Source organism: Amycolatopsis bullii (genome assembly GCF_014654205.1).
Taxonomy (GTDB): domain Bacteria; phylum Actinomycetota; class Actinomycetes; order Mycobacteriales; family Pseudonocardiaceae; genus Amycolatopsis; species Amycolatopsis plumensis.
Genome location: NZ_BNAW01000006.1, coordinates 22,153 through 42,934, shown reverse-complemented (window position 1 = coordinate 42,934; position 20,782 = coordinate 22,153). Strand labels below are relative to the sequence as shown.

At 69.7% G+C, this 20,782-nt stretch carries 19 protein-coding genes and 2 tRNA genes; 7 read left to right on the top strand and 14 right to left on the bottom strand.

The features are described from left to right. Positions 1–84 precede the first annotated feature (84 nt). Positions 85–3,183, top strand: a complete 3,099-nt coding sequence (locus IE317_RS10105; protein WP_191308595.1) for a BTAD domain-containing putative transcriptional regulator — start codon at positions 85–87, stop codon at positions 3,181–3,183. Here the strand turns inward: IE317_RS10105 and IE317_RS10100 are convergent. The 5 genes from IE317_RS10100 to IE317_RS10080 form a co-directional block, all read right to left on the bottom strand. Beyond that, complete coding sequence (locus IE317_RS10100; protein WP_191308593.1) at positions 3,167–3,910, bottom strand: ABC transporter permease; 744 nt, start codon at positions 3,908–3,910, stop codon at positions 3,167–3,169. The two genes, IE317_RS10105 and IE317_RS10100, sit on opposite strands and share 17 nt — an antisense overlap. Next, the gene (locus IE317_RS10095) at positions 3,907–4,839 is read right to left on the bottom strand and encodes an ATP-binding cassette domain-containing protein (RefSeq protein ID WP_191308591.1); all 933 of its coding nucleotides are present in this window, start codon (positions 4,837–4,839) and stop codon (positions 3,907–3,909) included. The genes IE317_RS10100 and IE317_RS10095 overlap by 4 nt, the downstream gene beginning before the upstream one ends. 71 nt (positions 4,840–4,910) lie before the next feature. Next, positions 4,911–5,423, bottom strand: a complete 513-nt coding sequence (locus IE317_RS10090; RefSeq protein WP_191308588.1) for a hypothetical protein — start codon at positions 5,421–5,423, stop codon at positions 4,911–4,913. A 156-nt stretch (positions 5,424–5,579) separates the two neighbouring features. After that, a tRNA-Ala gene (locus IE317_RS10085) sits at positions 5,580–5,652 on the bottom strand. 28 nt (positions 5,653–5,680) lie between these two features. Continuing rightward, a complete protein-coding gene (locus IE317_RS10080) occupies positions 5,681–5,848 on the bottom strand; it encodes a DLW-39 family protein (protein ID WP_003100602.1) in 168 nt (55 codons plus the stop codon). 409 nt (positions 5,849–6,257) lie between these two features. On the opposite strand from IE317_RS10080, the gene IE317_RS10075 reads away from it, so the two are divergent. Continuing rightward, the gene (locus IE317_RS10075) at positions 6,258–7,412 is read left to right on the top strand and encodes an oxygenase MpaB family protein (RefSeq protein ID WP_229902621.1); all 1,155 of its coding nucleotides are present in this window, start codon (positions 6,258–6,260) and stop codon (positions 7,410–7,412) included. Between the two features lie 12 nt (positions 7,413–7,424). Here the strand turns inward: IE317_RS10075 and IE317_RS10070 are convergent, their stop codons facing one another. Then, a complete protein-coding gene (locus IE317_RS10070; protein ID WP_191308586.1) occupies positions 7,425–8,009 on the bottom strand; it encodes a hypothetical protein in 585 nt (194 codons plus the stop codon). Between the two features lie 131 nt (positions 8,010–8,140). Here IE317_RS10070 and IE317_RS10065 point away from each other — a divergent pair, with 131 nt between their 5' ends. After that, a complete protein-coding gene (locus IE317_RS10065; protein ID WP_191308583.1) occupies positions 8,141–8,938 on the top strand; it encodes an SDR family oxidoreductase in 798 nt (265 codons plus the stop codon). 40 nt (positions 8,939–8,978) lie between these two features. Next, positions 8,979–9,854: a helix-turn-helix transcriptional regulator gene (locus IE317_RS10060; RefSeq protein WP_191308580.1), complete on the top strand. Its 876-nt coding sequence runs from the start codon at positions 8,979–8,981 to the stop codon at positions 9,852–9,854. A gap of 10 nt (positions 9,855–9,864) precedes the next feature. On the opposite strand, the gene IE317_RS10055 is transcribed toward IE317_RS10060, so the two are convergent. Beyond that, positions 9,865–10,272 (bottom strand): ArsI/CadI family heavy metal resistance metalloenzyme, encoded by a 408-nt coding sequence (locus IE317_RS10055; RefSeq protein WP_191308578.1) that lies wholly within the window; start codon positions 10,270–10,272, stop codon positions 9,865–9,867. 83 nt (positions 10,273–10,355) lie between these two features. On the opposite strand from IE317_RS10055, the gene IE317_RS10050 reads away from it, so the two are divergent. Genes IE317_RS10050 through IE317_RS10040 form a run of 3 tightly spaced genes read left to right on the top strand, consistent with a single transcriptional unit; the run spans position 10,356 to position 12,311 of the window. After that, positions 10,356–10,706 carry an ArsR/SmtB family transcription factor gene (locus IE317_RS10050; protein ID WP_191308576.1) on the top strand — a complete coding sequence of 117 codons (351 nt, stop codon included), beginning with the start codon at positions 10,356–10,358 and terminating at the stop codon, positions 10,704–10,706. Between the two features lie 55 nt (positions 10,707–10,761). Continuing rightward, entirely contained in the window at positions 10,762–11,094 is a 333-nt protein-coding gene (locus IE317_RS10045; protein WP_229902620.1) for an ArsR/SmtB family transcription factor, read from the top strand. Further along, positions 11,091–12,311, top strand: coding sequence for a GNAT family N-acetyltransferase (locus IE317_RS10040; RefSeq protein ID WP_191308570.1), 1,221 nt, complete (start codon positions 11,091–11,093; stop codon positions 12,309–12,311). The genes IE317_RS10045 and IE317_RS10040 overlap by 4 nt, the downstream gene beginning before the upstream one ends. An 80-nt stretch (positions 12,312–12,391) precedes the next feature. On the opposite strand, the gene IE317_RS10035 is transcribed toward IE317_RS10040, so the two are convergent. From IE317_RS10035 to gnd, 7 genes are all read right to left on the bottom strand, one after another. Then, positions 12,392–12,465 (bottom strand) — tRNA-Ile (locus IE317_RS10035). A gap of 49 nt (positions 12,466–12,514) precedes the next feature. Beyond that, on the bottom strand, positions 12,515–13,177 hold the full coding sequence (locus tag IE317_RS10030) for a DUF3566 domain-containing protein (protein ID WP_191308568.1): 663 nt from the start codon (positions 13,175–13,177) through the stop codon (positions 12,515–12,517). Between the two features lie 51 nt (positions 13,178–13,228). Continuing rightward, positions 13,229–15,775, bottom strand: a complete 2,547-nt coding sequence (gene gyrA, locus IE317_RS10025; protein WP_191308565.1) for a DNA gyrase subunit A — start codon at positions 15,773–15,775, stop codon at positions 13,229–13,231. 51 nt (positions 15,776–15,826) lie between these two features. After that, positions 15,827–17,794, bottom strand: coding sequence for a DNA topoisomerase (ATP-hydrolyzing) subunit B (gene gyrB / locus IE317_RS10020; protein WP_191308563.1), 1,968 nt, complete (start codon positions 17,792–17,794; stop codon positions 15,827–15,829). Between the two features lie 197 nt (positions 17,795–17,991). Next, the gene (locus IE317_RS10015; RefSeq protein WP_191309110.1) at positions 17,992–18,597 is read right to left on the bottom strand and encodes a DciA family protein; all 606 of its coding nucleotides are present in this window, start codon (positions 18,595–18,597) and stop codon (positions 17,992–17,994) included. Between the two features lie 106 nt (positions 18,598–18,703). Then, the gene (gene recF / locus IE317_RS10010; RefSeq protein ID WP_191308560.1) at positions 18,704–19,858 is read right to left on the bottom strand and encodes a DNA replication/repair protein RecF; all 1,155 of its coding nucleotides are present in this window, start codon (positions 19,856–19,858) and stop codon (positions 18,704–18,706) included. A gap of 10 nt (positions 19,859–19,868) precedes the next feature. After that, entirely contained in the window at positions 19,869–20,759 is an 891-nt protein-coding gene (gene gnd / locus IE317_RS10005; protein WP_191308557.1) for a phosphogluconate dehydrogenase (NAD(+)-dependent, decarboxylating), read from the bottom strand. Positions 20,760–20,782: the final 23 nt, after the last annotated feature.

Below are 20,782 nucleotides of genomic sequence, written 5' to 3'. Positions count from 1 at the left end.
TGGGTGTGCCGACGACGATCGCCGAGTGGCCTGACACGGGCCTGACACGCCTCGGACACCATTGCCCGTGGCAAGATCGGCCGGGTGCAGATCGGGATCCTGGGGCCCTTCGAAGTGCGCACGGACGACGGCGCGCTCGCCGAGGTGCCGGGCGCCCGCCTGCGCGGGCTGCTGGTCGCCCTCGCGCTCGAACCGGGCCAGGTGGTCCCGAAAGCCACGCTCGTCGACTGGATCTGGGGTGAGCAGCCGCCCGCCGAGGCACCGAACGCCTTGCAGCGCCTGGTTTCCCGGCTGCGCAAGGCGCTGCCCGAAGGTTCGGTCGACGGACGGCCGACCGGCTACCGGCTGGTGGTGACGCCCGACGACGTCGACGCCGTGCGGTTCGAACGCCTTGTCGGCCGGGCCCGCCAGGAAGCCGACCCGCACCGGCTGCGGGAGGCCCTCGCGCTCTGGCGCGGTCCGGCCATGCAGGACGTCGAACTGCCGGAGAGCGCGGCGTTCGAGGCGGCGGTCACCCGGCTCGAAGGGCTGCGCCTGGCCGCTTTGGAGGACCGGTTCGACGCGGAGGTCCGGCTCGGCGGCGGCGCGGAGCTGGTCACCGAGCTGACCGACCTGGTCGCTGCGCACCCGATGCGCGAACGGCTCGTCGCCGCGTTGATGCGTGCCCTCGTCGCGACCGGCCGCGACACCGAGGCGCTGCTGGCCTACGAGCGCACCCGGGAAATCCTGGCCGACTCCCTCGGCGTCGACCCGTCGCCGGAACTGTCCGAAGTGCACGTCGCGCTGCTGCGTGGCGAGCTGGGACGGCGGCAGGAAAGCCCGAAGACGAACCTGCGGGCCGAGCTGACCAGCTACGTCGGCAAGGACGCCGACCTCACCGCGGTCCGCGAGCTCATCGCCGAACACCGGCTCACCACCCTGATCGGGCCGGGCGGTTCGGGGAAGACCCGGCAGGCCACGGAGACCGCGCGCACGCTGCTCGGCGACCTGCCGGACGGCGCGTGGCTGGTCGAACTGGCGGCGATCGGCCCGGGCGACGACGTCGCCCAGGCGACGCTCGGCGCGCTCAAGCTGCGGGACTCGCTCGTCGGCGAGGCACCGGACGCCGAGCCGACCGACCGGGTCATCGCCGCCCTGCGCGAGCGTTCGATGCTGCTGATCCTCGACAACTGCGAGCACGTCATCGAAGCCGCGGCGGCCTTCGCGCACCGGGTGCTCGGGGAGTGCCGCCGGCTGCGGATCCTCGCGACGAGCCGGGAACCGCTCGGCATCACCGGCGAGGCGCTGTGGCAGGTCGCGCCCCTGGTCCTGCCGGCGGAAAACGCCGATCCCGCCGAAATCGAGGCCGCCCCGGCCGTCCGGCTGCTGCGGGACCGGGCCGGCGCGGTGCGCAAGGACCTCGCGGTGGACGTCCGCACGCTGGCCCGCGTCTGCCGCGCGCTGGACGGGATGCCGCTGGCCATCGAGCTCGCCGCGGCCCGCCTGCGCACGATGTCGCTCGACCAGCTCGCGCACCGGCTCGACGACCGGTTCCGCCTGCTGACCGGCGGCAGCCGGACCGCGCTCCCCCGGCACCGGACGCTGCGCGCGGTGATCGACTGGAGCTGGGAGCTGCTCTCCGACGCCGAACGCGTCGTGCTGCGCCGGCTTTCGGTGTTCTCCGGCGGGGCGAGCCTGGAGGCGGCCGAGCGGATCTGCGGGGACCACGACGTCCTGGAGCTGCTGACCGCGTTGACCGAGAAGTCCCTGGTCGTGGTGGTCGGCGAGCGTTACCGCATGCTCGGCACGATCAAGGAGTACGCCGAGCAGCGGCTCGCGGAGGCGGGCGAGACGGACGTCGCCCGGCGCGCCCACCTCGCGTACTTCACCGAACTCGCCGAGACCGCGGAGCCGCACCTGCGCCGCGCCGAGCAGCTCGAATGGCTCGCCACGCTCGAGGCCGAGCACGAGAACATCACCGCGGCGATGCGCGGAGCCCTCGCGGCGGGCGAAGCAGCCGAAGCCATGCGGCTCGCGGCGACCGCCGGCTGGTACTGGTGGCTCGCGGGGCACCGGACGGAGGGCAACGAGCTGGTCATGGCGGCCACGGCCGTGCCCGGCGAGGTGCCGGACGAGATCCGCGGCCTGGTCTACACGTTCGTCGTCCAGTTCGTGACGTCCGGGCAGCAGAGCGACGAGTACCGCGCGGAAGAGTGGATCCGCAAGGCGTACGAGATCAGCCTGAAGGTCGAAAACCCGCCGGTGACGTTGCGGTTCGCCGCCGCGCTGGAGCGCCTGCTGCACGGACCGGACGCGGCGCTGACGGCGTTCGAACCGCTGCTCGCCGACGAAGACCCCTGGGTGCGCGCGGTGGCCCGGCTGCAGCTGGGCAAGATGCGCGTCCAGTTCGGGCACGGTGACCGGGAGACGGACGCGCTGCTCGAGACGGCGGTCGCCGAGTTCCGCGCGCTCGGCGAGCGGTGGGGCACGTCGTTCGCCCTGACCGAGCTGGCGGACCGCATCACCGTCCGCGGCGAGTTCGCGGAGGCGTGCGAGTACTACGAGCAGGCCATCGAGGTGGTGACCGAGGTCGGCGCCATCGAGGACGTCGTGCGGATGCGATCGCGGCAGGCCCAGCTGTACTGGCTGCTCGGCGACGAAAAGGCGAGCGCCACCGCGCTGGCCGAGGCCCAGCGGTTCGCGGAGGGGGTGGCCTGGCCGAACGCGCAGGCCGAGCTCGCCCTGGCCGAGGCGGAACTCGCGCGCTGGAGCGGCGACACGGTCCAGGCGCGCCGCCGGCTCGACGTCGCGACGAAGATGCTGGGCGAACACGCCGAGCGGGCCATTGTCCAAGCGGTGGCCCAGGAGCTGCTCGGTTACCTCGCCGAGGACGTCGGCGCATCGCGGGCGCACTGGGCGGCGGCGTTCGAAGCGGTGACCGAGACGGGACACCCGCTGATGGTGGCGCGGGTCCTGGTCGGCCTCGCGGACCTGGCCCTGCGCACCGGTCAGGACGAGCAGGCCGCGCGGTTGCTGGGAGCGAGCGCGGGAGTCCGTGGCCTGCCGGACCGGTCGCACCCGGACGCGGCGCGGATCGAGGAGACCGCACGACGTCGCCTCGGTGACGAGGGGTTCACCGAGGCGACGCGGGAAGGGGCGGCGGCGAGCTGGCCGGAGCTGGCCGCGGTCACGCTCGCTTCTTGAAAGTGGCCGAGGCCCACAGGTAGCCGACGACCGCGATCCCGGCGCACCAGCCGAGGGCGGCGAGCAGGGTGCCGGTGGCCGGCGTCCCGTTGAGCAGCCCACGCAGGGTTTCGATGATCGGCGTGAACGGCTGGTACTCCGCGAGCTGCTTGAGGCCGGGGCCCATCTTGTCGGCCGGCACGATCGCGCTGCTGAAGAACGGCAGCATGACCAGCGGCACCGAGGCCAGGCCGGCCGTTTCCGGGGTTTTCGCCGCCAGGCCCAGCGCGATCGTGAGCCAGCCGGTCGCGAACCCGAGCAGCACGACGACGCCGAGCGCGCCGAGCCAGTCGAAGAAGCCCGCCGCGGGGCTGAAGCCGAGCAGGAAGGCGACGCCGAGGAGGGCCGCGATGGCGACCAGGTTGGTCAGCACGCTGGCGACGACGTGCCCGGTCAGCACCGCGCCGCGGGAGACGTCCATGACCTTGAACCGGTTGATGATGCCCTTGGTCATGTCGGAGTTCACCGCGGTCGCGGTGGCTCCCAGCCCGTAGCAGACAGCCAGCAGCATCAGCCCCGGTGTCGCGTAGTCGACGTAGTCCACGCCGACGCTGAAGGCGTCACCGAACATGTAGACGAACATCAGCATGACCACGACCGGCATCAGGATCGCGTTGAACACCGACATCGGGTTGCGGGCGATGTGCTTGAAGTTGCGGCGCAGCATCACCATCGAGTGAGACTTCATTTCGCGGGAACCTCCGTGGCGTGGCCCGTCAGGGCGAGGAAGACGTCGTCGAGATCGGGGGTGTGGACGGAGAGCTCTTCGGCGCTGAGCGCGTATTCGTCGAGTCTGTCCAAAAGGGAGCGAAGCGACTTCGTGCCGCCGTCGCTGGGCACGCGCAGGGCCAGGGCCTCGTCGTCCCGTGCGGCGTCGGTGAGGACCCGCGCGGCCGCGTCGAGCTCGGCCGCGGTGGTGAACCGGAGCCGGACGTGGGTGCCGGGGATCCGGCGCTTCAGTTCGTCGGCGGTGCCCTGGGCGACGAGCCGGCCCTGGTCGAGCACGGCGATCCGGTCGGCGAGCTGATCGGCCTCTTCGAGGTACTGGGTGGTGAGGAAGATGGTGACGCCGTCGGCGACGAGATCGCGGATGATCGCCCACATGGTGCGCCGGCTGCGCGGGTCGAGCCCGGTCGTCGGCTCGTCGAGGAAGATGATCCGCGGGCGGCCGACGAGCGTCATGGCGAGGTCGAGCTTCCGGCGCATCCCCCCGGAGTAGGTCGACGCCGGTTTGTGCGCCGCCTCGGTGAGGTCGAAGCGCTCGAGGAGTTCGGCAACGGCCTGTTTCGTGGCGCCCCGCGTGAGGTCGACCATCAGCTGCAGGTTTTCCTGCCCGGTGAGCAGCTCGTCGACGGCGGCGAACTGTCCGGTGACGCCGATGGCGGCCCGCACGGCCTTGGGCTGGGTGACCAGGTCGTGCCCGGCGACGCGGATCGCGCCGGCGTCCGCCTTGACGAGCGTCGTGAGGACGTTGACGGTGGTGGTCTTGCCGGCGCCGTTCGGGCCGAGCAGGGAGAAGATGGTGCCGGCTTCGACTTCGAGGTCGACGCCGTCGAGGACGGTTTTGTCTTGGTAGGCCTTCCGCAGTCCGGAGGCCGTGATCGCCAGGTCGGTCATGGGAACCACTGTCGGAGAGCGGCCTGACACCGACCTGACACGAACCTGACCCGGACCGGCCGTTGTCCGCCTCAATCGCGACAGCGCCGCCGCCAGTACGCCCACGTGACGGCGCCCAGCAGCGGAGCCCACAGCAGCACCGGCACGTAGCAGGCGACGAGCAGGGCGTGCCACCCCGGCGCGGTGAAGGTGACGCCGGTGGAGCGGAGGAAGGTGGGGAAGGTGTAGGCCCAGATCGCGGCCAAGGCGAGGGCCCCGGCCGCGGCGGGCTTTATCGCGGCGTACGGCGCGACCCGACGGCCACCGAGCACGGGCACCCATCGGGAGACCCGCTCACCCCACGGCCGGACCAGCCCCAGGGTGAGCAGGGCGAGGCCTTCGGAGACCAGGCTCAGGCTGACGATGTAGACGATTTCGCCGGGCCCGAAGGGGTCCCGTGGTCGGAGCCCGAGGTCGGCCCCGGCGGCGAGGAACAACCGCCAGACCCCGGACGGCAGCGTGACCAGCGGAACGGCGTGGGCGGCGAGCACCGCCCACCGCGGCGGCCGCCGTCCGTCCCGGACGGTGGAGAGGGAGGACGTCATGACCCGAGCCTGCTCTGGCGGGCCCGGCCGGACGTCCCGCCGAGGTACCAACCGGCTCACTCCGGAGAGGGAGCGGCAGGGACGTTCGCCGAATACGACCAAGGCCAGGTCAGCGGTGTTTCCGCCGACCTGGCCTTGGTCACGTTCCTCGGGTTGTGGAGCTGAGGGGAATCGAACCCCTGACCCCCGCCTTGCAAAGGCGGTGCTCTACCAATTGAGCTACAGCCCCGGGACGCGGGCGTGGCCCGCGGTGAAGATCAGTTGTGGGAAGCGCCGGCCGGCTTGGCCGGGGTGGTGCCGTTGGTGGAGGGCACCGGCGCGGTCGCCTCGCGCCAGAGGTCGGCTTCGGCCTTGGCTGCCTTGTTGCGCTTGACGACGAACAGGACGCCGCCCGCGATGACGGCGAGTGCCAGCAGCTTCTTCACCGAAGCCCCCTTCTCAGCTTGCTTCCCTTATCGGCGATGTTACTGCACGGGATCGGGGCGGTGTCGGGCACTCGTGGTTCCACGTGGAACCACTGGTAACGCACGTCACACCCACGGGGAAATACCGAACCAGGCCGTCCTGTTGTACTGAGTGGTCGGTGTGCCCACCGTGTCCCCCGGGCCGCACCCATCGCCTTCGCGGAGTTCCGTCCGGCTGGAGCCGCGTTGCGCCACTCGCCGAGAGGCGACCGTGCGGCGCGCCGACCGTGATCGCTCAGCCCTGCCGGACTTCTCTTCCCGGCAGGGCTGACCTGTATCACGCTGCGTGACCAGGACTTCAGTCCGTCGTGAAGCCGGCCTGCCCGAACAGCGCTAGCGCCGGGTCGGCGATCCGGCCGAGGCTGAACGCGTGGCACAGGAGCAGATGCAGTCCGCCGTCGAAGCGCTGAAGTACCAAGGTGATCCGCTCGCCGACGCGGTGATCGCCGATCTGGTGTCCGGCGGGACGACCCAGGTGGTTAACGAGGTGCTGGCCCACTTCCGCGACAACGACCAGCCGATTCCCGAGGACCTGCCCGAAACGGTGCGCCGTTACCTCGTGGCGACGGACGCCCCACCGGACTGGGCCGACCTCGACCGTGTCGCGAGCGCGTACGAGTTCTTCGTCGACGACGGGGTCCACGTCGCCTCGGTGCTGTCGTTCGGCGCGATGGTCAACTGCTACGCCCAGCCGAGGCCGTCGCGCGTGCTGTCGCTGACGCACCGGCTCAACCAGCCCCACCGCCGGCTGTCGGAAACGGCGCAGTTCGTGCTGCACCTGATGGGCCGCAACCCGTTCGGCTCCGGCGGCAGTTTCGTCCCGACGATCCAGAAAACGCGGCTGATCCACGCCGCGGTGCGGTACTTCATCACCCGATCCGGCGAGTGGGACATCGAGGCGGACGGCGTGCCGTTGTGCCAGCAGGACATGCTCGGTGCGTTGCTCATCTTCTCGGTCCAGGTCATCGACGGAATGCGCCGCATCGGCATCGCCGTCACCGACCGCGAAGCCGAGGATTACTACTACGTGTGGCGGGTGACCGGCGCCCTGCTGGGCATCCCGGCCGACGCCATGCCCGAGACCCTCGCCGAGGCCCAGGCGCTCAACGCCCGGCTCGTCGAGGCGAGTTACGGCCCGTCCGCCGAGGGGGTCGAGCTCACCCGCAACCTGCTGAGCTTGTACGAGGACCTGGTGCCGGGCAAGGCGTTCGACGGCGTGGTCGCCGCGATGGTCCGCCAGGTGGTCACCCCGGAGGTCGCGGACTGGCTCGAGGTACCGCACTCACGCGCCTGGGCCCGCACGGTGGGCACGGGCGTGCGGGTGATGCGCCTGCTCGAGCGTTCGGAAGACCGCAGCCGAGTGGCGACGGCCGTGCTCGACAAGGCAGGCAGTCTCCTGCTGGGCGGAAGCGTCCGAACGCTGACCAACGGACAGCCGACGACGCTGACCATCCCCTCGGACCTGCGGGAAAAGTGGCTCGCTGCCGGAGTGTGCCCGGTAGCCGCCCGAGGAAAAGACGGTTGACCCCGGGACCGCTCACTGCTCAGCTCCATTGATCCGTTCGATGAGCTCGTCGCGGTACTCCCGCACCGCCTGGAACTCCGGTTCGTCGCCGGTCGCCCGCTTCAGCGCACCTTCGAGGATCTTCAGCCCCTGGCGTTCGTCACCGCGCGCGTCCGCCTGCCTCGCGGCGTTCTCCATGGCTTTGGCGAGCTTGGTCTGCGCCTCGGGTGCCGTGGTGGCCTGGTGGATCCGGATCCAGTTGCCGCCCGGATCGACGACGGTGAACCCGGTGTACCGGTCGTTGCGCAGCCGCGGCCGGGTCATCCGCGGGATGCCGGAGACGAGCAGTTTTCCGTGCACGGACCGCATTCCCGCCGCGAAGGCCTCGAACAGCTCGCCGGTGTCCGCCACGATGACCAGGCACGTGCTGTACGACTGCGCCGGGTCGTAGCCGTCCATCCCGAAGAAGTGCAGGTTGATGTCTTCCCGCCGCAGGGCGACGTGCGGGTTCGGCCGCGTCTGCCGGTAGGTGATCTCGAAGCCGAGCATCTCGTAGAACGACGCGATCTCGTCGATGGAAGGACAAGGCAGGAGCGGAATGGTCAGTTCGTTCGCCATTGCTCGAAGCTAAGCCCGGACCCGCCGAAACGACACCGAGCTATTTGCTGGTGCGAACGTCGTGGGGGGTCTCCCAGTACCTGGACCACCAGGATCTCCCCGACGTACAGGATCCCTGTCACGGTCTTCGCATGTCGGAAAACGAGTTCACCACGCACGCGGACCTGTTCGATTTGAGCGGGAAGTCCGCACTTGTCACCGGCGGCACCAGGGGCATCGGGATGATGATCGCGCGCGGCCTGCTGCAGGCGGGCGCCCGCGTCGTCATCAGCTCCCGCCAGGCGGACGTGTGTGCGGAGGCGCAGCGGCTGCTGGCCGAATTCGGTGACGTGCAAGCAATTCCCGCCGACCTGTCCCGGCACGACGAGTGCCGGCGCCTCGCCGATCTCGTCGAGGGCGAAGGCCTGGACATCCTCGTCAACAACGCGGGAGCGATGTGGCGCGAGCCGCTGGAGACGTTCCCGGACGAGGCCTGGGACACCGTGCTCGACGTCAACCTCAAGTCGCCGTTCTGGCTGGTGCAGGCGCTGCTCCCGGCCCTTCGCCGATCCGGCACCGCCGATGATCCCGCCCGGGTCATCAACATCGGCAGCATCGCCGCCATCCACGTCGCCGAGTCGCCCAACTATTCGTACGCCAGCAGCAAAGCCGCGCTCCACCAGCTCACCAGGGTGCTGGCCAGGGAACTGGGCCCGCAGCACGTGACGGTGAACGCGGTGGCGCCCGGACCGTTCCCGTCGCACATGATGGCGGCCACGCTCGACGCCGTCGGTGACCAGATCGCGGCGAAGGCACCGCTGCGCCGCCTCGGCCGCGACGACGACATGGCCGGTGTCGCCGTGTTCCTCGCCAGCCGGGCCGCGGCCTACGTGACGGGCACGATCATCCCGGTCGACGGCGGCATCGCCACGACCGCGTCAGGGACGTAGGCGCGACGCTTCGCCGTCGGACGGGAACTACGGTGACGAGGTGGCCACGATGGATCTGCGCACCGAGATCAAGGAATTCCTGAGCTCCCGCCGCGCGCGGATCACCCCTGAGCGAGCCGGACTCCCCGCCTACGGCGGCAACCGCCGGGTCAAAGGGTTGCGTCGCGAAGAAGTAGCACTGCTGGCAGGGGTTTCCGTCGACTACTACGTGCGCATGGAGCGCGGCAGCCTCGCCGGCACGTCCGACGGAGTGCTCGACGCATTGGCCAAGGCGTTGCAACTCGACGAGGCCGAGCGCGACCACCTTTTTCACCTGGCCCGGCAGTCCAGGGCGCCCGGCGGCGGTCCACGCCGCCGGCGCCCCGCCGCGACGGTGCGTCCGGCGCTCCAGCAGGTGCTCGACGCCATCACCGAGGCGCCGGCGTGGATTTGCAGCAGTCGTTACGACGTCCTGGCCACAAATAATTTGGCTCGAGCACTGTATTCCCCGGTACTGGCCGACCCCCGCCGACCGGCGAACATCGCCCGGTTCGTGTACCTGGATTCCGAAGCGGCAGAAGCGTTCTTCGTCGACTACGACCGAATCGCCGTCGATGTGGCCGCGAAGCTCCGCATGGAAGCCGGCCGCAATCCCCACGACGAGGACCTGATCGCCTTGGTCGGCGAGCTGTCGACCCGCAGCGAACTGTTCCGGCAGCGGTGGGCATCCCGGGACGTCCGGCTCCACCGCTCCGGCCGCAAGCGCATGCACCACCCGGCAGTGGGCCGGCTTGACCTGGACGTCGAGTCACTGGAGCTGCCGTCCGAACCGGGCATGCACTTGACCATCTACACGGCACCCACCGGCACGGCGACCGCGGACGGCCTGGCGCTGTTGGCGTCGTGGGCGGCCAGCCAGGAGAAGGTGGTGCGGTGACGTCTGGTTCTCAGGAGCAGCAGCCGTCAGGCTGAGTGGCTTTGTCGATCTGCGAGTCCGCCTTGACGGTGTACACCTCCCACGGCTCCTGGCCGGGGCCGTGCACCCACACCTTGTCCTGGACGGCGTAGCAGCAGGTGGTGTTGTCCTCGGTCAGCGTCTCCAGCCCCTCGCCGGTCAGGCGCTTGCCGGCCTCGCTGACCTGGTCGGTCGACTCGACCTCGACGCCGAGGTGGTCCATGACCGTCGCCTGCCCCGGCTCGCCCTCCAGGAGCACGAGCTTGAGCGCCGGTTCGGCGATGGCGAAGTTCGCGTACCCGGGGCGGCGCTTGGCCGGCTCCGTGCCGAACAGCTTCGAGTAGAAGTCGATCGAGCCTTCGAGGTCCCCGACCCGCAGCGCGAGCTGTACCCGTGACATCCCGTCCTCCTTGGATAGACGTTCATCTAAGCAATGCCTGGGCTTAGATTGGCTTCTACTTAGAAGCCTGTCAAGATAGACGCATGCCGAAACAGCTGCCGCTCGCCGTGGTGGACGCCTGCTGCTCCCCGCTCGCCCGCGAACCGCTGAACCAGGAGCAGGCCGCCGAGCTGTCCAAGCTGTTCAAGGCGATGGCCGACCCGGTCCGCCTGCGGCTGCTTTCGCTGATCGCCTCCCACTCCGGCGGCGAGGCGTGCGTCTGCGACCTGACCGACGCCTTCGACCTGACCGGCCCGACCATCTCCCACCACCTCAAGGTGCTGCGCGAGTCCGGATTGATCACCGGCGAGCGGCGCGGGACGTGGGTTTACTACCGCGTTCGTCCCGAGGTGCTGGCCCGCCTGTCGGCAGTGCTGGTCCCCGCGATGTCCTGAACCTTCCACCCCGGTCATTCATCGTCTATCGTCGATGGACGATGAAGGGGTTGTCGTGCTCGATCGCCACACTGCCGAGACCTACGCGGGCTGGTTCCGCGCGCTGGCCGACCCGACGCGGGTCCAGATCCTCAACCTGCTGGCTTCCACCGGCGCCCCGATGACGGTCGGGCAGATCGTCGAACGGGTCGAGGTCGGCCAGTCCACCGTATCCGCCCATCTCAAGATCCTCACGGAAGCCCGGTTCGTGCTCGCCGAACCACGCGGCACCTCACGGCTCTACCAGGTCAACCAGCGCTGCGTGTCCTGCTTCCCGACCGCCGCCGACGTCGTCATGGGCCGCGGAGTGCTGCCGTTCGCCGCCGTCACCTGCGAGATCGCCCGATGAGCCCCGACCGGGACGTCGTCCGCGAGCGCTACGGGACCGCTGCGCGGCGGGCTCTGGCCGGCGAGGGAACCGGCCTGCTCACCGGCGACGGGGACGCCGAACGGCTCGGCGCCGTCCACTACACCGGCGAGGAGATCCCGGCCGAGGTGACCGCGACCAGCCTCGGGTGTGGCAACCCGCTGGCCGTCGCCGACCTGCACCCCGGGGAAACGGTGCTCGATCTCGGCTCGGGTGGCGGGCTCGACGTCCTGCTCTCCGCCCGCCGCGTCGGCCCGGCCGGCCGCGCCATCGGCCTGGACATGACCGACGACATGCTCACCCTCGCCCGCCGCCACGCCGACCAGGCTGGCGTCACGAACGCCGAGTTCGTCAACGGCACGATCGAGCGCATCCCGCTCCCGGACGCCTCGGTCGACGTCGTCATCTCCAACTGCGTCATCGCGCTGTCGTCCGACAAGCCGGCCGTGTTCGCCGAGATCGCCCGCGTCCTGCGCCCCGGCGGCCGGCTCGGGATCACCGACATCGTGGCCGACCACACCCTCACCGACGCCGAACGCGCAGCCCGCACCGGCGTGGTCGAGTGCCTCGGCGGCGCGCTCACCGCCGGCCGCTACCGCGCTCTCCTACGTGACGCCGGGTTCGCCGGAATTGACGTCCGGCTGACCCACGAAGTCGGCGACAAGCTGCACTCGGCAATCATCCGCGCCACCCGGCCTCCCCTTGTCATCCCGATGGCGGCCGACCACGCCGAGCAGGTCTTGGCGACCTACCAAGCCGGACTCGACACCGGGCACGCCAGCTTCGAAACCACCGCCCCCGACTGGGCCACGTGGGACGCCGTCCATCTGCCGGCGCACCGGCTCGTGGCTCTCGATGCCGCTGGAGACGTGCTCGGCTGGACCGCGGTGAGCGCCGTGTCCTACCGCTGCGTTTACGCCGGGGTTGTCGAGCACAGCGTGTACGTGCGCCCGACCGCGCACGGCCAGGGCGTTGGCTACGCGCTCCTGAACGCGCTCATCAGCTCGACCGAGAAAGCCGGGATCTGGACGATCCAAAGCGGCATCTTCCCCGAGAACAGTGCGAGCAGGGCACTCCACCGGCGCGCCGGCTTCCGCGAACTCGGTACCCGCGAACGGATCGGCCGACATCACGGCCAGTGGCGCGACGTCGTGATGATCGAGCGGCGAAGCGCCGCCGCTGGGATCGCGTCCGACTGAAAACCGTTAGTCAGGCTGTTAGTCAGGCAGGCAGCAAAAAGCCCGGCTCACAAGAGATGTGAACCGGGCTTTGACCTGCGTGGGCCTACCAGGACTTGAACCTGGGACCTCTTCGTTATCAGCGAAGCGCTCTAACCGCCTGAGCTATAGGCCCTTGAACGAGGAGAACTTTACAGGACCCCCGAAGGGGCCCTGCAACCGGGTCACTCGCGTTCGGACAAGGTGACCTCGAGGCCGCCGGCCAGGTCGGCTGAGACGTTGTAGATGAACGCGCTCACCGTGGCCAGGGCCGAGACCAGGACGATGTTGATCGCGCCCAGGATGGCCGCGATGCCGAACACGCGGCCCGCGCTGATCAGGGGTTCGGCCGAGGCGTTGGCTCCCTCGCCGCCGACCAGGGAGGAATACGTTCCGTTCAGCTTGTCCCAGACGCCCATTCCGTCCAGGACCGTGTACAGGACGCCGACCGCCACGAGCCAGACGAAGAACATCGCCACGCCCAGTACCAGGGACAGCTTGAGCACCGACCACGGGTCGAAGCGCTTGACCTGCAGGGACGCCCTGCGGGGGCCGCGGCCCGGGCGGCGCAGCGCGCTCGGGCGAGCTCGCTGCGCCGATGCCGGGGGGACCTCGGCGCCCGTGGGAGGCGTGTCCCCGCCGCCGCCGAAGAGGCGGGGGGCTGCGCTGCCCGTCACCACCGGGCGTTCGGGGGTGGCGGGCTGCGACGGTTCGGCGGGGGCCGGAGACTCGTCCGTGGCCAGCTTGACCGTCGCTTCGGCGTCGCCTTCCTTGTCGACCCGCTGCCAGGGCGGGCTGGCCGGCGTTCCGTTCGAACCCGCTGCCTCGGGATTCTCGGTCGGTGTCACGAAGAGTCAGTCCTTACCCGTGCCGTGGGGCGCTGTCCGTAGTTGTGGAACTTACTGCTCCGACGGCGCCGTCGTCTCGTCAGCTGCTTCCGGCGCTTCCGGCGCTTCGGGAGCGTCACCATTGGCGACGTCCGAGGGCTCGTCCGCGTTGCGTGCGACGGCCAGAAGAGTGGTGCCTTCGCCGAGATTCATCAGCCGGACTCCCTTCGTCTGCCGTCCTGCCTTGCGGACGTCGCCCGCCGGCGTGCGGATCACGCCGCCGCTCGAGGTGATCGCGTACAGCTCGTCCTCGGCGTCGACGATGAGCGCACCCACCAGCCTGCCACGTTTGCGGTCGTGCTGAATGGTGAGCACACCCTTGCCGCCGCGGCCCTGGACCGGGTAGTCCTCGATCGCCGTGCGCTTGGCGTAGCCGCCGTCGGTCGCCACCAGGAGGAACTTGCCCTCCTTGACCACGCTGATGCCGAGCAGCTCGTCGCCGTCGTTGAAGCGCATGCCCATGACGCCGGACGTCGGGCGGCCCATCGGCCGCAGTGCCTCGTCCGTCGCGTGGAAGCGGATGGACTGGCCTTCCGCCGACACCAGCAGCAGGTCGTCCTCGGCCGCCGCGAGCACCGCGCCGACCAGCTCGTCGCCTTCGCGCAGGTTGATCGCGATGAGGCCGCCGGAGCGGTTGGAGTCGAAGTCGGTGAGTTTGGTCTTCTTCACCAGGCCGCGCTTGGTCGCGAGTACCAGGTACGGCGCGACCTCGTAGTTCTTGATCTCGATGACCTGGGCGATCTGCTCGTCCGGCTGGAACGCCATCAGGTTCGCCACGTGCTGGCCGCGCGCGTTGCGGTTGGCCTCGGGCAGCTCGTACGCCTTGGTCCGATAGACGCGGCCCTTGTTCGTGAAGAACAGGATCCAGTCGTGGGTCGAGCAGACGAAGAAGTGCTGGACGATGTCGTCCTGCTTCAGGGTCGCGCCCTGCACGCCCTTGCCGCCGCGCTTCTGCGACCGGTACAGATCCGTTTTCGTCCGCTTGGCGTACCCCGTGCGGGTGATGGTGACGACGACGTCCTCGACCGCGATGAGCTCTTCGTCGGTGACGTCGCCGCCGAAGCCGACGATCTGGGTGCGCCGGTCGTCACCGTACTTCTCGACGATCGCCATCAGCTCGTCGCGGATCAGCGCGCGCTGCCGCTCCGGCTTGTCGAGGATGTCCTTCAGGTCGGCGATCTCGAGCTCGATCTCGGCCAGCTGGTCAATGATCCGCTGGCGCTCCAGGGCGGCGAGGCGCCGCAGCTGCATGTCGAGGATCGCGGTGGCCTGGATCTCGTCGACGTCCAGCAGCTCCATCAGGGCCGGCCGGGCCTCGTCCGCCGAGGGCGACCGCCGGATGAGGGCGATGACCTCGTCGAGCATGTCGAGCGCCTTGACGTACCCACGCAGGATGTGGGCCCGCTCCTCGGCCTTCTTCAGGCGGAACTTGGTCCGCCGGACGATGACCTCGACCTGGTGCTTCACGTAGTGGCGGATGATCTGGTCGAGCCGCAGCGTGCGCGGCACGCCGTCGACCAGCGCCAGCATGTTGACGCCGAAGTTCTGCTGCAGCTGGGTGTGCTTGAACAGGTTGTTCAGCACGACCTTCGCGACCGCGTCCCGCTTGATCGTGACGACGATCCGCATGCCCGAGCGGCTGTTGGACTCGTCGGCGATGTCGGAGATGCCGGTGAGCTTGCCGTCGCGGACCAGGTTCGCGATGTTCTCGACCAGGTTGTCCGGGTTGACCTGGTAGGGCAGCTCGGACACGACCAGGATCGTGCGGCCCTTCGCGTCCTCCTCGACCTCGACGACCGCGCGCATGCGGATCGAGCCGCGGCCGGTGCGGTAGGCGTCCTCGATGCCGGACGTGCCGAGGATCATCGCCTTGGTCGGGAAGTCCGGGCCCTTGATCCGCACCAGCAGCGCGGCCAGCAGCTCGTCGTCGGTCGCGTCCGGGTTCTCCAGCGCCCAGACGACGCCCTCGGAGACCTCGCGCAGGTTGTGCGGCGGGATGTTCGTCGCCATCCCGACCGCGATCCCGGAACCGCCGTTGACCAGCAGGTTCGGGAACCGCGCCGGCAGGACGTCGGGCTCCTGCGTGCGGCCGTCGTAGTTGTCGGAGAAGTCGACGGTGTCTTCTTCGATGTCGGCCAGCATCTGCATGGCCAGCGGCGCGAGCCGGGACTCGGTGTACCGCATGGCGGCCGCGGGGTCGTTGCCCGACGAGCCGAAGTTGCCCTGGCCGTCGATCAGCGGGTAGCGCAGCGACCACGGCTGGGCGAGCCGGACCAGCGCGTCGTAGATCGCCGAGTCGCCGTGCGGGTGGTAGTTGCCCATGACGTCGCCGACGACGCGGGAGCACTTGTTGTACCCGCGGTCCGGCCGGAAGCCGGAGTCGAACATCGAGTACAGGATGCGGCGGGCGACCGGCTTGAGGCCGTCGCGCACGTCCGGCAGCGCCCGCGACACGATCACGCTCATCGCGTAGTCGATGTAGGAGCGCTGCATCTCCTGCTGGATGTCGACCGGTTCGATCCGGTCGTTCTCCGGAGCCGGCGGCAGGGTTTCCGTCATGAGGTCCTTCTCGGGTGCGGGTGGTCCAGGCGGGACAAGAGCGGGGGACGCCTACACGTCCAAGAAGCGCACGTCCTTGGCGTTGCGCGTGATGAACGAGCGGCGGGCCTCGACGTCCTCGCCCATCAGGACCGAGAACAGGTCGTCCGCCTGGGCGGCGTCGTCCATGGTCACCCGGCCCAGCAGCCGGTTCGCCGGGTCCATGGTGGTCTCCCACAGCTCTTCGGCGTTCATCTCGCCGAGACCCTTGTAGCGCTGGATCGCGTCGTCCTTCGGCAGCTTCTTGCCGGCCTCGACACCCGCCTTGATGACGGCGTCGCGCTCGCGGTCGGAGTACGCGTACTCCGGCTCGGACCGCGGCCACTTGATCTTGTACAGCGGCGGCCGCGAGAGGAAGACGTGGCCGTGCTCGATCAGCGGCGTCATGAACCGGAACAGCAGGGTGAGCAGCAGCGTGGTGATGTGCTGGCCGTCGACGTCGGCGTCGGCCATCAGCACGATCTTGTGGTAGCGCAGCTTCGAGAGGTCGAACTCGTCGTGGATGCCGGTGCCCAGCGCGGTGATCAGCGACTGGACCTCGGTGTTCTTGAGGACGCGGTCGATGCGGGCCTTCTCGACGTTGATGATCTTGCCGCGGATCGGCAGGATCGCCTGGTACATCGAGTCCCGGCCCTCCTTGGCCGAGCCGCCGGCCGAGTCACCCTCGACGATGTAGAGCTCGCACTCCTCGGGCTTGGTGGAGCGGCAGTCCTTGAGCTTGCCGGGCAGGCCGCCGATGTCGAGCGCGCCCTTGCGGCGGACCAGGTCACGCGCCTTGCGGGCGGCCATCCGGGCCTGCGCCGAGGAGATCGACTTGTTGATGATCGTCTTCGCCTCGGTGGGGTTGCGCTCGAACCAGTCAGCCAGCCACTCGTTCGACTGCTGCTGCACGAACGTCTTGGCCTCGCTGTTGCCCAGCTTGGTCTTCGTCTGGCCCTCGAACTGCGGCTCGCCCAGCTTGATCGAGACGATCGCGGCGAGGCCCTCGCGCACGTCGTCACCGGTCAGGTTGGCGTCCTTCTCCTTGAGCAGCTTCTTGTCGCGCGCGTACGCGTTGACGACGCGGGTCAGCGCGGCGCGGAAGCCCTCTTCGTGGGTGCCGCCTTCGTGGGTGTTGATCGTGTTGGCGAAGGTGTACACCGACGGCGTGAACCCGGTGTTCCACTGCATCGCGACCTCGACCTCGAGGCCGGTGCCCTTGGCGTCGAAGGAGATCACGCTGGGGTGGATCGGGTCCTTGCTGCCGTTGATGTGCTTGACGAAGTCCTCGAGCCCGCCCGGGTAGCAGTAGACCTTCTCCTTGATGCGGGCGACCTTGCCCTCCGCGTCCTCTTCGGTCTCCTCGTCGGCGACGCGTTCGTCGCGCAGGGACAGCGTCAGCCCCTTGTTGAGGAACGCCATCTCCTGGAGCCGGCGCGAGATGGTCTCGAAGTTGTACGTCGTGGTCTCGAAGATGTCGCCGTCGGCCCAGAACGTCATCGTCGTGCCGGTCTCGGTCGCCGGGCCGAGGTCCTCGAGCGGGCCGGGCACCTGGTTCGTGTACTCCTGGCGCCAGCTTCGGCCGCCGTACTTGACCTCGGCCAGCAGCTTCGTCGAGAGCGCGTTCACCACGGAGATGCCGACGCCGTGCAGGCCGCCGGACACCGCGTAGGAGTCGCTGTCGAACTTGCCGCCCGCGTGCAGCTGGGTGAGCACGACCTCGATGGTCGGCTTGTTCTCCTTGGGGTGCATGTCGACCGGGATGCCGCGGCCGTCGTCGACGACGCGGACGCCGCCGTCGGCGAGCAGGGTAACCTCGACCTTGGTGGCGTAACCGGCCATCGCCTCGTCGACGGAGTTGTCGACGACCTCCTGGACGAGGTGGTGCAGCCCGCGTTCACCGGTGGAACCGATGTACATGCCGGGGCGCTTGCGGACCGCTTCGAGGCCTTCGAGCACCGTGATCGACGACGCGTTGTACTCGCTCTTGTTCTCGGTCACCGGCGTTGTTTCTCCTCGTCTCGCCCGAGCGGACGCTCGCTCTCCTCCAGTGTACTTGGCCGCGTCCGCTGACATGCGGCAAGGACACCCCTGAATGCGTCACAGACGAACGAACTCGGTTCGAGTCGAGTCTTGACGTATCTCGGGAGGTCTGGATGCGTTCTCGGCCCACTCAACCGAGCATCGCGCAACCCGGGTCAGCCGTACGTGTCACGCGGGCCGCGGCCCGGCACGTGGCGCGGCCCTTTCCGCCAGCTCGGGGCGGTCGGCCCCTGGATCCGCATCCGCTTGACGACGCCGTTGCCGACGCCCGCCGCGATCTTGGCCAGCAGCTTTCCCTGGAGCAACCGGAGCTGGGTGGCCCACGCCGTCGAACTGGCGCGGACGGTGAGCTCGCCGTCTTTCAGCGTGACCGGCTGCGCGTGCTCGGCGACGTCTTCGCCGACCAGCCGCGCCCACTGCGCGAAAACGCGGGCGCTCGTGACGTTCTCGTTCCAGCCGCGGTCCCGCACCAGCCCGGAGACGAGCCTGCCGAGCGGCTGCGGGTCACGCGGGTCGGCACCCGGGCCCGACCAGCGGCGACGCCGGGGGTTCTGCCCGCCGCCGGTCGCGGGACGGCGCCGGCCGGGCGACGTGCCCCGCGCCTTGGCCTTCGCCTTGGCCGCCTCGAGCGCGGCGTGGGCGAGGTCGCGCCCGGTCGGCGGAGCCTCGTTCGGCCCAGCGTTACCATCACGCTCGGTATCGGCGGGTGACGGGGAGCTATTTGGGGACGCCTTCTGCCACCCATCCGGCCGCAGAGTCACGGGCAGCGATAACTCATTCACCGTGTTATCCACACTGTCCACAGGTTTGTCCCCAGATCGGGTGCGGTTTGTGTCTCCCGTCACACGGGGTGCCCGGTCGCCTTGCTCAGCCACGCGTGATCTCACCGTCCGCCACCACGAACCGGTGCCCGGCGAGCTCTCCGGGCACGTCTTCGTCGACCGCGGCGGTCACCAGCACCTGTTCGGCGCTCGCGGCCACCTCGGCCAGCCGGGCCCGCCGCTTGCGGTCCAGCTCGGCGAACACGTCGTCGAGCAGCAGCACCGGCTCGCCCGCCTCCCCGCGCAGCAGCTCGTAACTGCCGAGCCGCAGGGCCAGCGCGAACGACCACGACTCGCCGTGGCTCGCGTAGCCCTTGGCCGGCGCCTGGCCCAGGATCAGCTCCAGCTCGTCCCGGTGCGGGCCGACCAGGCTGATGCCGCGCTCGAGCTCCGCCTTGCGGGCTTCACCCAGCGCCTTGAGTAGGACGTCCTTCAGGACCGCGGGTTGCGCCCGTTCCCCATCCGGTACGCCGTACGTCTCCGGCAGGGCCGCACCCAGCGACGACCGGTAGGCGATCTTCGCCGGCCGCGAGTCGGGCGCGACCCCCATGTACGCCGAAGCCGCGTACGGCGCGAGGTCGGCGACGAGGTTCAGGCGCGCGGCCAGCAGCTCCGCGCCCGCCACCGACAAGTGGTCGTCCCAGACCTCGAGCGTCGACAACGCGTACGGGTCTTCGCGGCCCGTACGGCGTTTCCCGGCCGTCTTGAGCAGGGCGTTCCGCTGCTTCAGCACCTTCTCGTAGTCCGCCCGCACGCCCGCGTACCGCGGCGCGCGCAGCACCAAGAGCTCGTCGAGGAACCGTCTTCGCTCGCTCGGGTCACCCCGCACGAGTGCCAGGTCCTCCGGGGAGAACAGCACCGTGCGCAGGATGCCGAGCACGTCACGCGGGCGGCCGACCGCACCACGGTTGACGCGGGCGCGGTTCGCCCGGCCGGCGGTGATCTCGAGCTCGACGGTCAGCTCGCGGTCGTCGTTGACCACCGCGACCCTCACTAGCGCGCGCTCACAGCCGTGCCGGATGAGCGGCGCGTCCGTCGCGACGCGGTGCGAGCCCAGCGTCGCGACGTACCCGATCGCCTCCAGCAGGTTGGTCTTGCCGCGGCCGTTCTGGCCGACCAGCACGGTCGGCCCCGGTTCGAGGGCGAGATCGGCCTGCGGCCAGGAGCGGAAGTCGGTGACCTGCAGGTGTCGCAGATACACCAGATGCTCCTTACCCGCCGACCTTCTTCACCGCGTGCCCGCCGAACTGGTTGCGCAGCGCGGCGACCGCGCGCATCGCGGCCGAGTGCTCCTGCCGCGAGGCGAACCGCGCGAACAGCGCGGCCGAGATGACCGGCGCCGGCACCGCGTTGTTGATCGCCTCTTCCAGCGTCCAGCGACCCTCGCCCGAATCCTCGACGTAGCCCTCGAGGTCGTCCAGCTCCGGGTCCTCGTCGAGCGCGCGCACGAGCAGGTCGAGCAGCCACGACCGGACGACGGTGCCGCGCTGCCAGCCCTTGATGACCGCGGGGACGTCCTTGACGACCTTCGCGGCCTCGAGCAGCTCGAAGCCCTCGGCGAAGGCCTGCATCATGCCGTACTCGATGCCGTTGTGGATCATCTTCGCGTAGTGACCCGCGCCGACGTCGCCCGCGTGCGAGAAGCCCTCTTCGCGCGGGCCGTCCGGGCGCAGCGCGTCGAAGATCGGCATCGCCTTCTCGACGTCGGAGGCCGCGCCGCCGACCATCAGGCCGTAGCCGTTCTCCTTGCCCCACACGCCACCGGACACCCCGCAGTCGAGGTAGCCGATGCTCTTCGCTGCGAGAAGATCGGCGTTCAGCTTGTCGTCGGTGTACTTGGAGTTGCCGCCGTCGATCACCATGTCACCCGCGGCGAGCAGGTTGCTCAGCTCGGTGACGGTCGCCCGGGTCGGCTCGCCGGCCGGGACCATGATCCACACGATCCGCGGGGCGTCCAGTTTGGACACCAGGTCCTCGAGCGAGGTCGTGTCGCTGACGTCCGGGTTGCGGTCGTAGCCGACCACCTCGTGACCGGCCGCACGCAGCCGCTCACGCATGTTGAAGCCCATCTTGCCCAGGCCGATCAGACCGAGCTGAACCATCGAGATCCCCTTACGTACTGGCG

Bases quoted from the DNA above. Each gene is read 5' to 3' on its own strand.
- IE317_RS10100 (WP_191308593.1), bottom strand. From the start codon at position 3,910: ATGAAGTCTCACTCGATGGTGATGCTGCGCCGCAACTTCAAGCACATC.
- IE317_RS10095 (WP_191308591.1), bottom strand. From the start codon at position 4,839: ATGACCGACCTGGCGATCACGGCCTCCGGACTGCGGAAGGCCTACCAA.
- IE317_RS10090 (WP_191308588.1), bottom strand. From the start codon at position 5,423: ATGACGTCCTCCCTCTCCACCGTCCGGGACGGACGGCGGCCGCCGCGG.
- IE317_RS10070 (WP_191308586.1), bottom strand. From the start codon at position 8,009: ATGGCGAACGAACTGACCATTCCGCTCCTGCCTTGTCCTTCCATCGAC.
- IE317_RS10065 (WP_191308583.1), top strand. From the start codon at position 8,141: ATGTCGGAAAACGAGTTCACCACGCACGCGGACCTGTTCGATTTGAGC.
- IE317_RS10055 (WP_191308578.1), bottom strand. From the start codon at position 10,272: ATGTCACGGGTACAGCTCGCGCTGCGGGTCGGGGACCTCGAAGGCTCG.
- IE317_RS10050 (WP_191308576.1), top strand. From the start codon at position 10,356: ATGCCGAAACAGCTGCCGCTCGCCGTGGTGGACGCCTGCTGCTCCCCG.
- IE317_RS10040 (WP_191308570.1), top strand. From the start codon at position 11,091: ATGAGCCCCGACCGGGACGTCGTCCGCGAGCGCTACGGGACCGCTGCG.
- gyrA (WP_191308565.1), bottom strand. From the start codon at position 15,775: ATGACGGAAACCCTGCCGCCGGCTCCGGAGAACGACCGGATCGAACCG.
- gnd (WP_191308557.1), bottom strand. From the start codon at position 20,759: ATGGTTCAGCTCGGTCTGATCGGCCTGGGCAAGATGGGCTTCAACATG.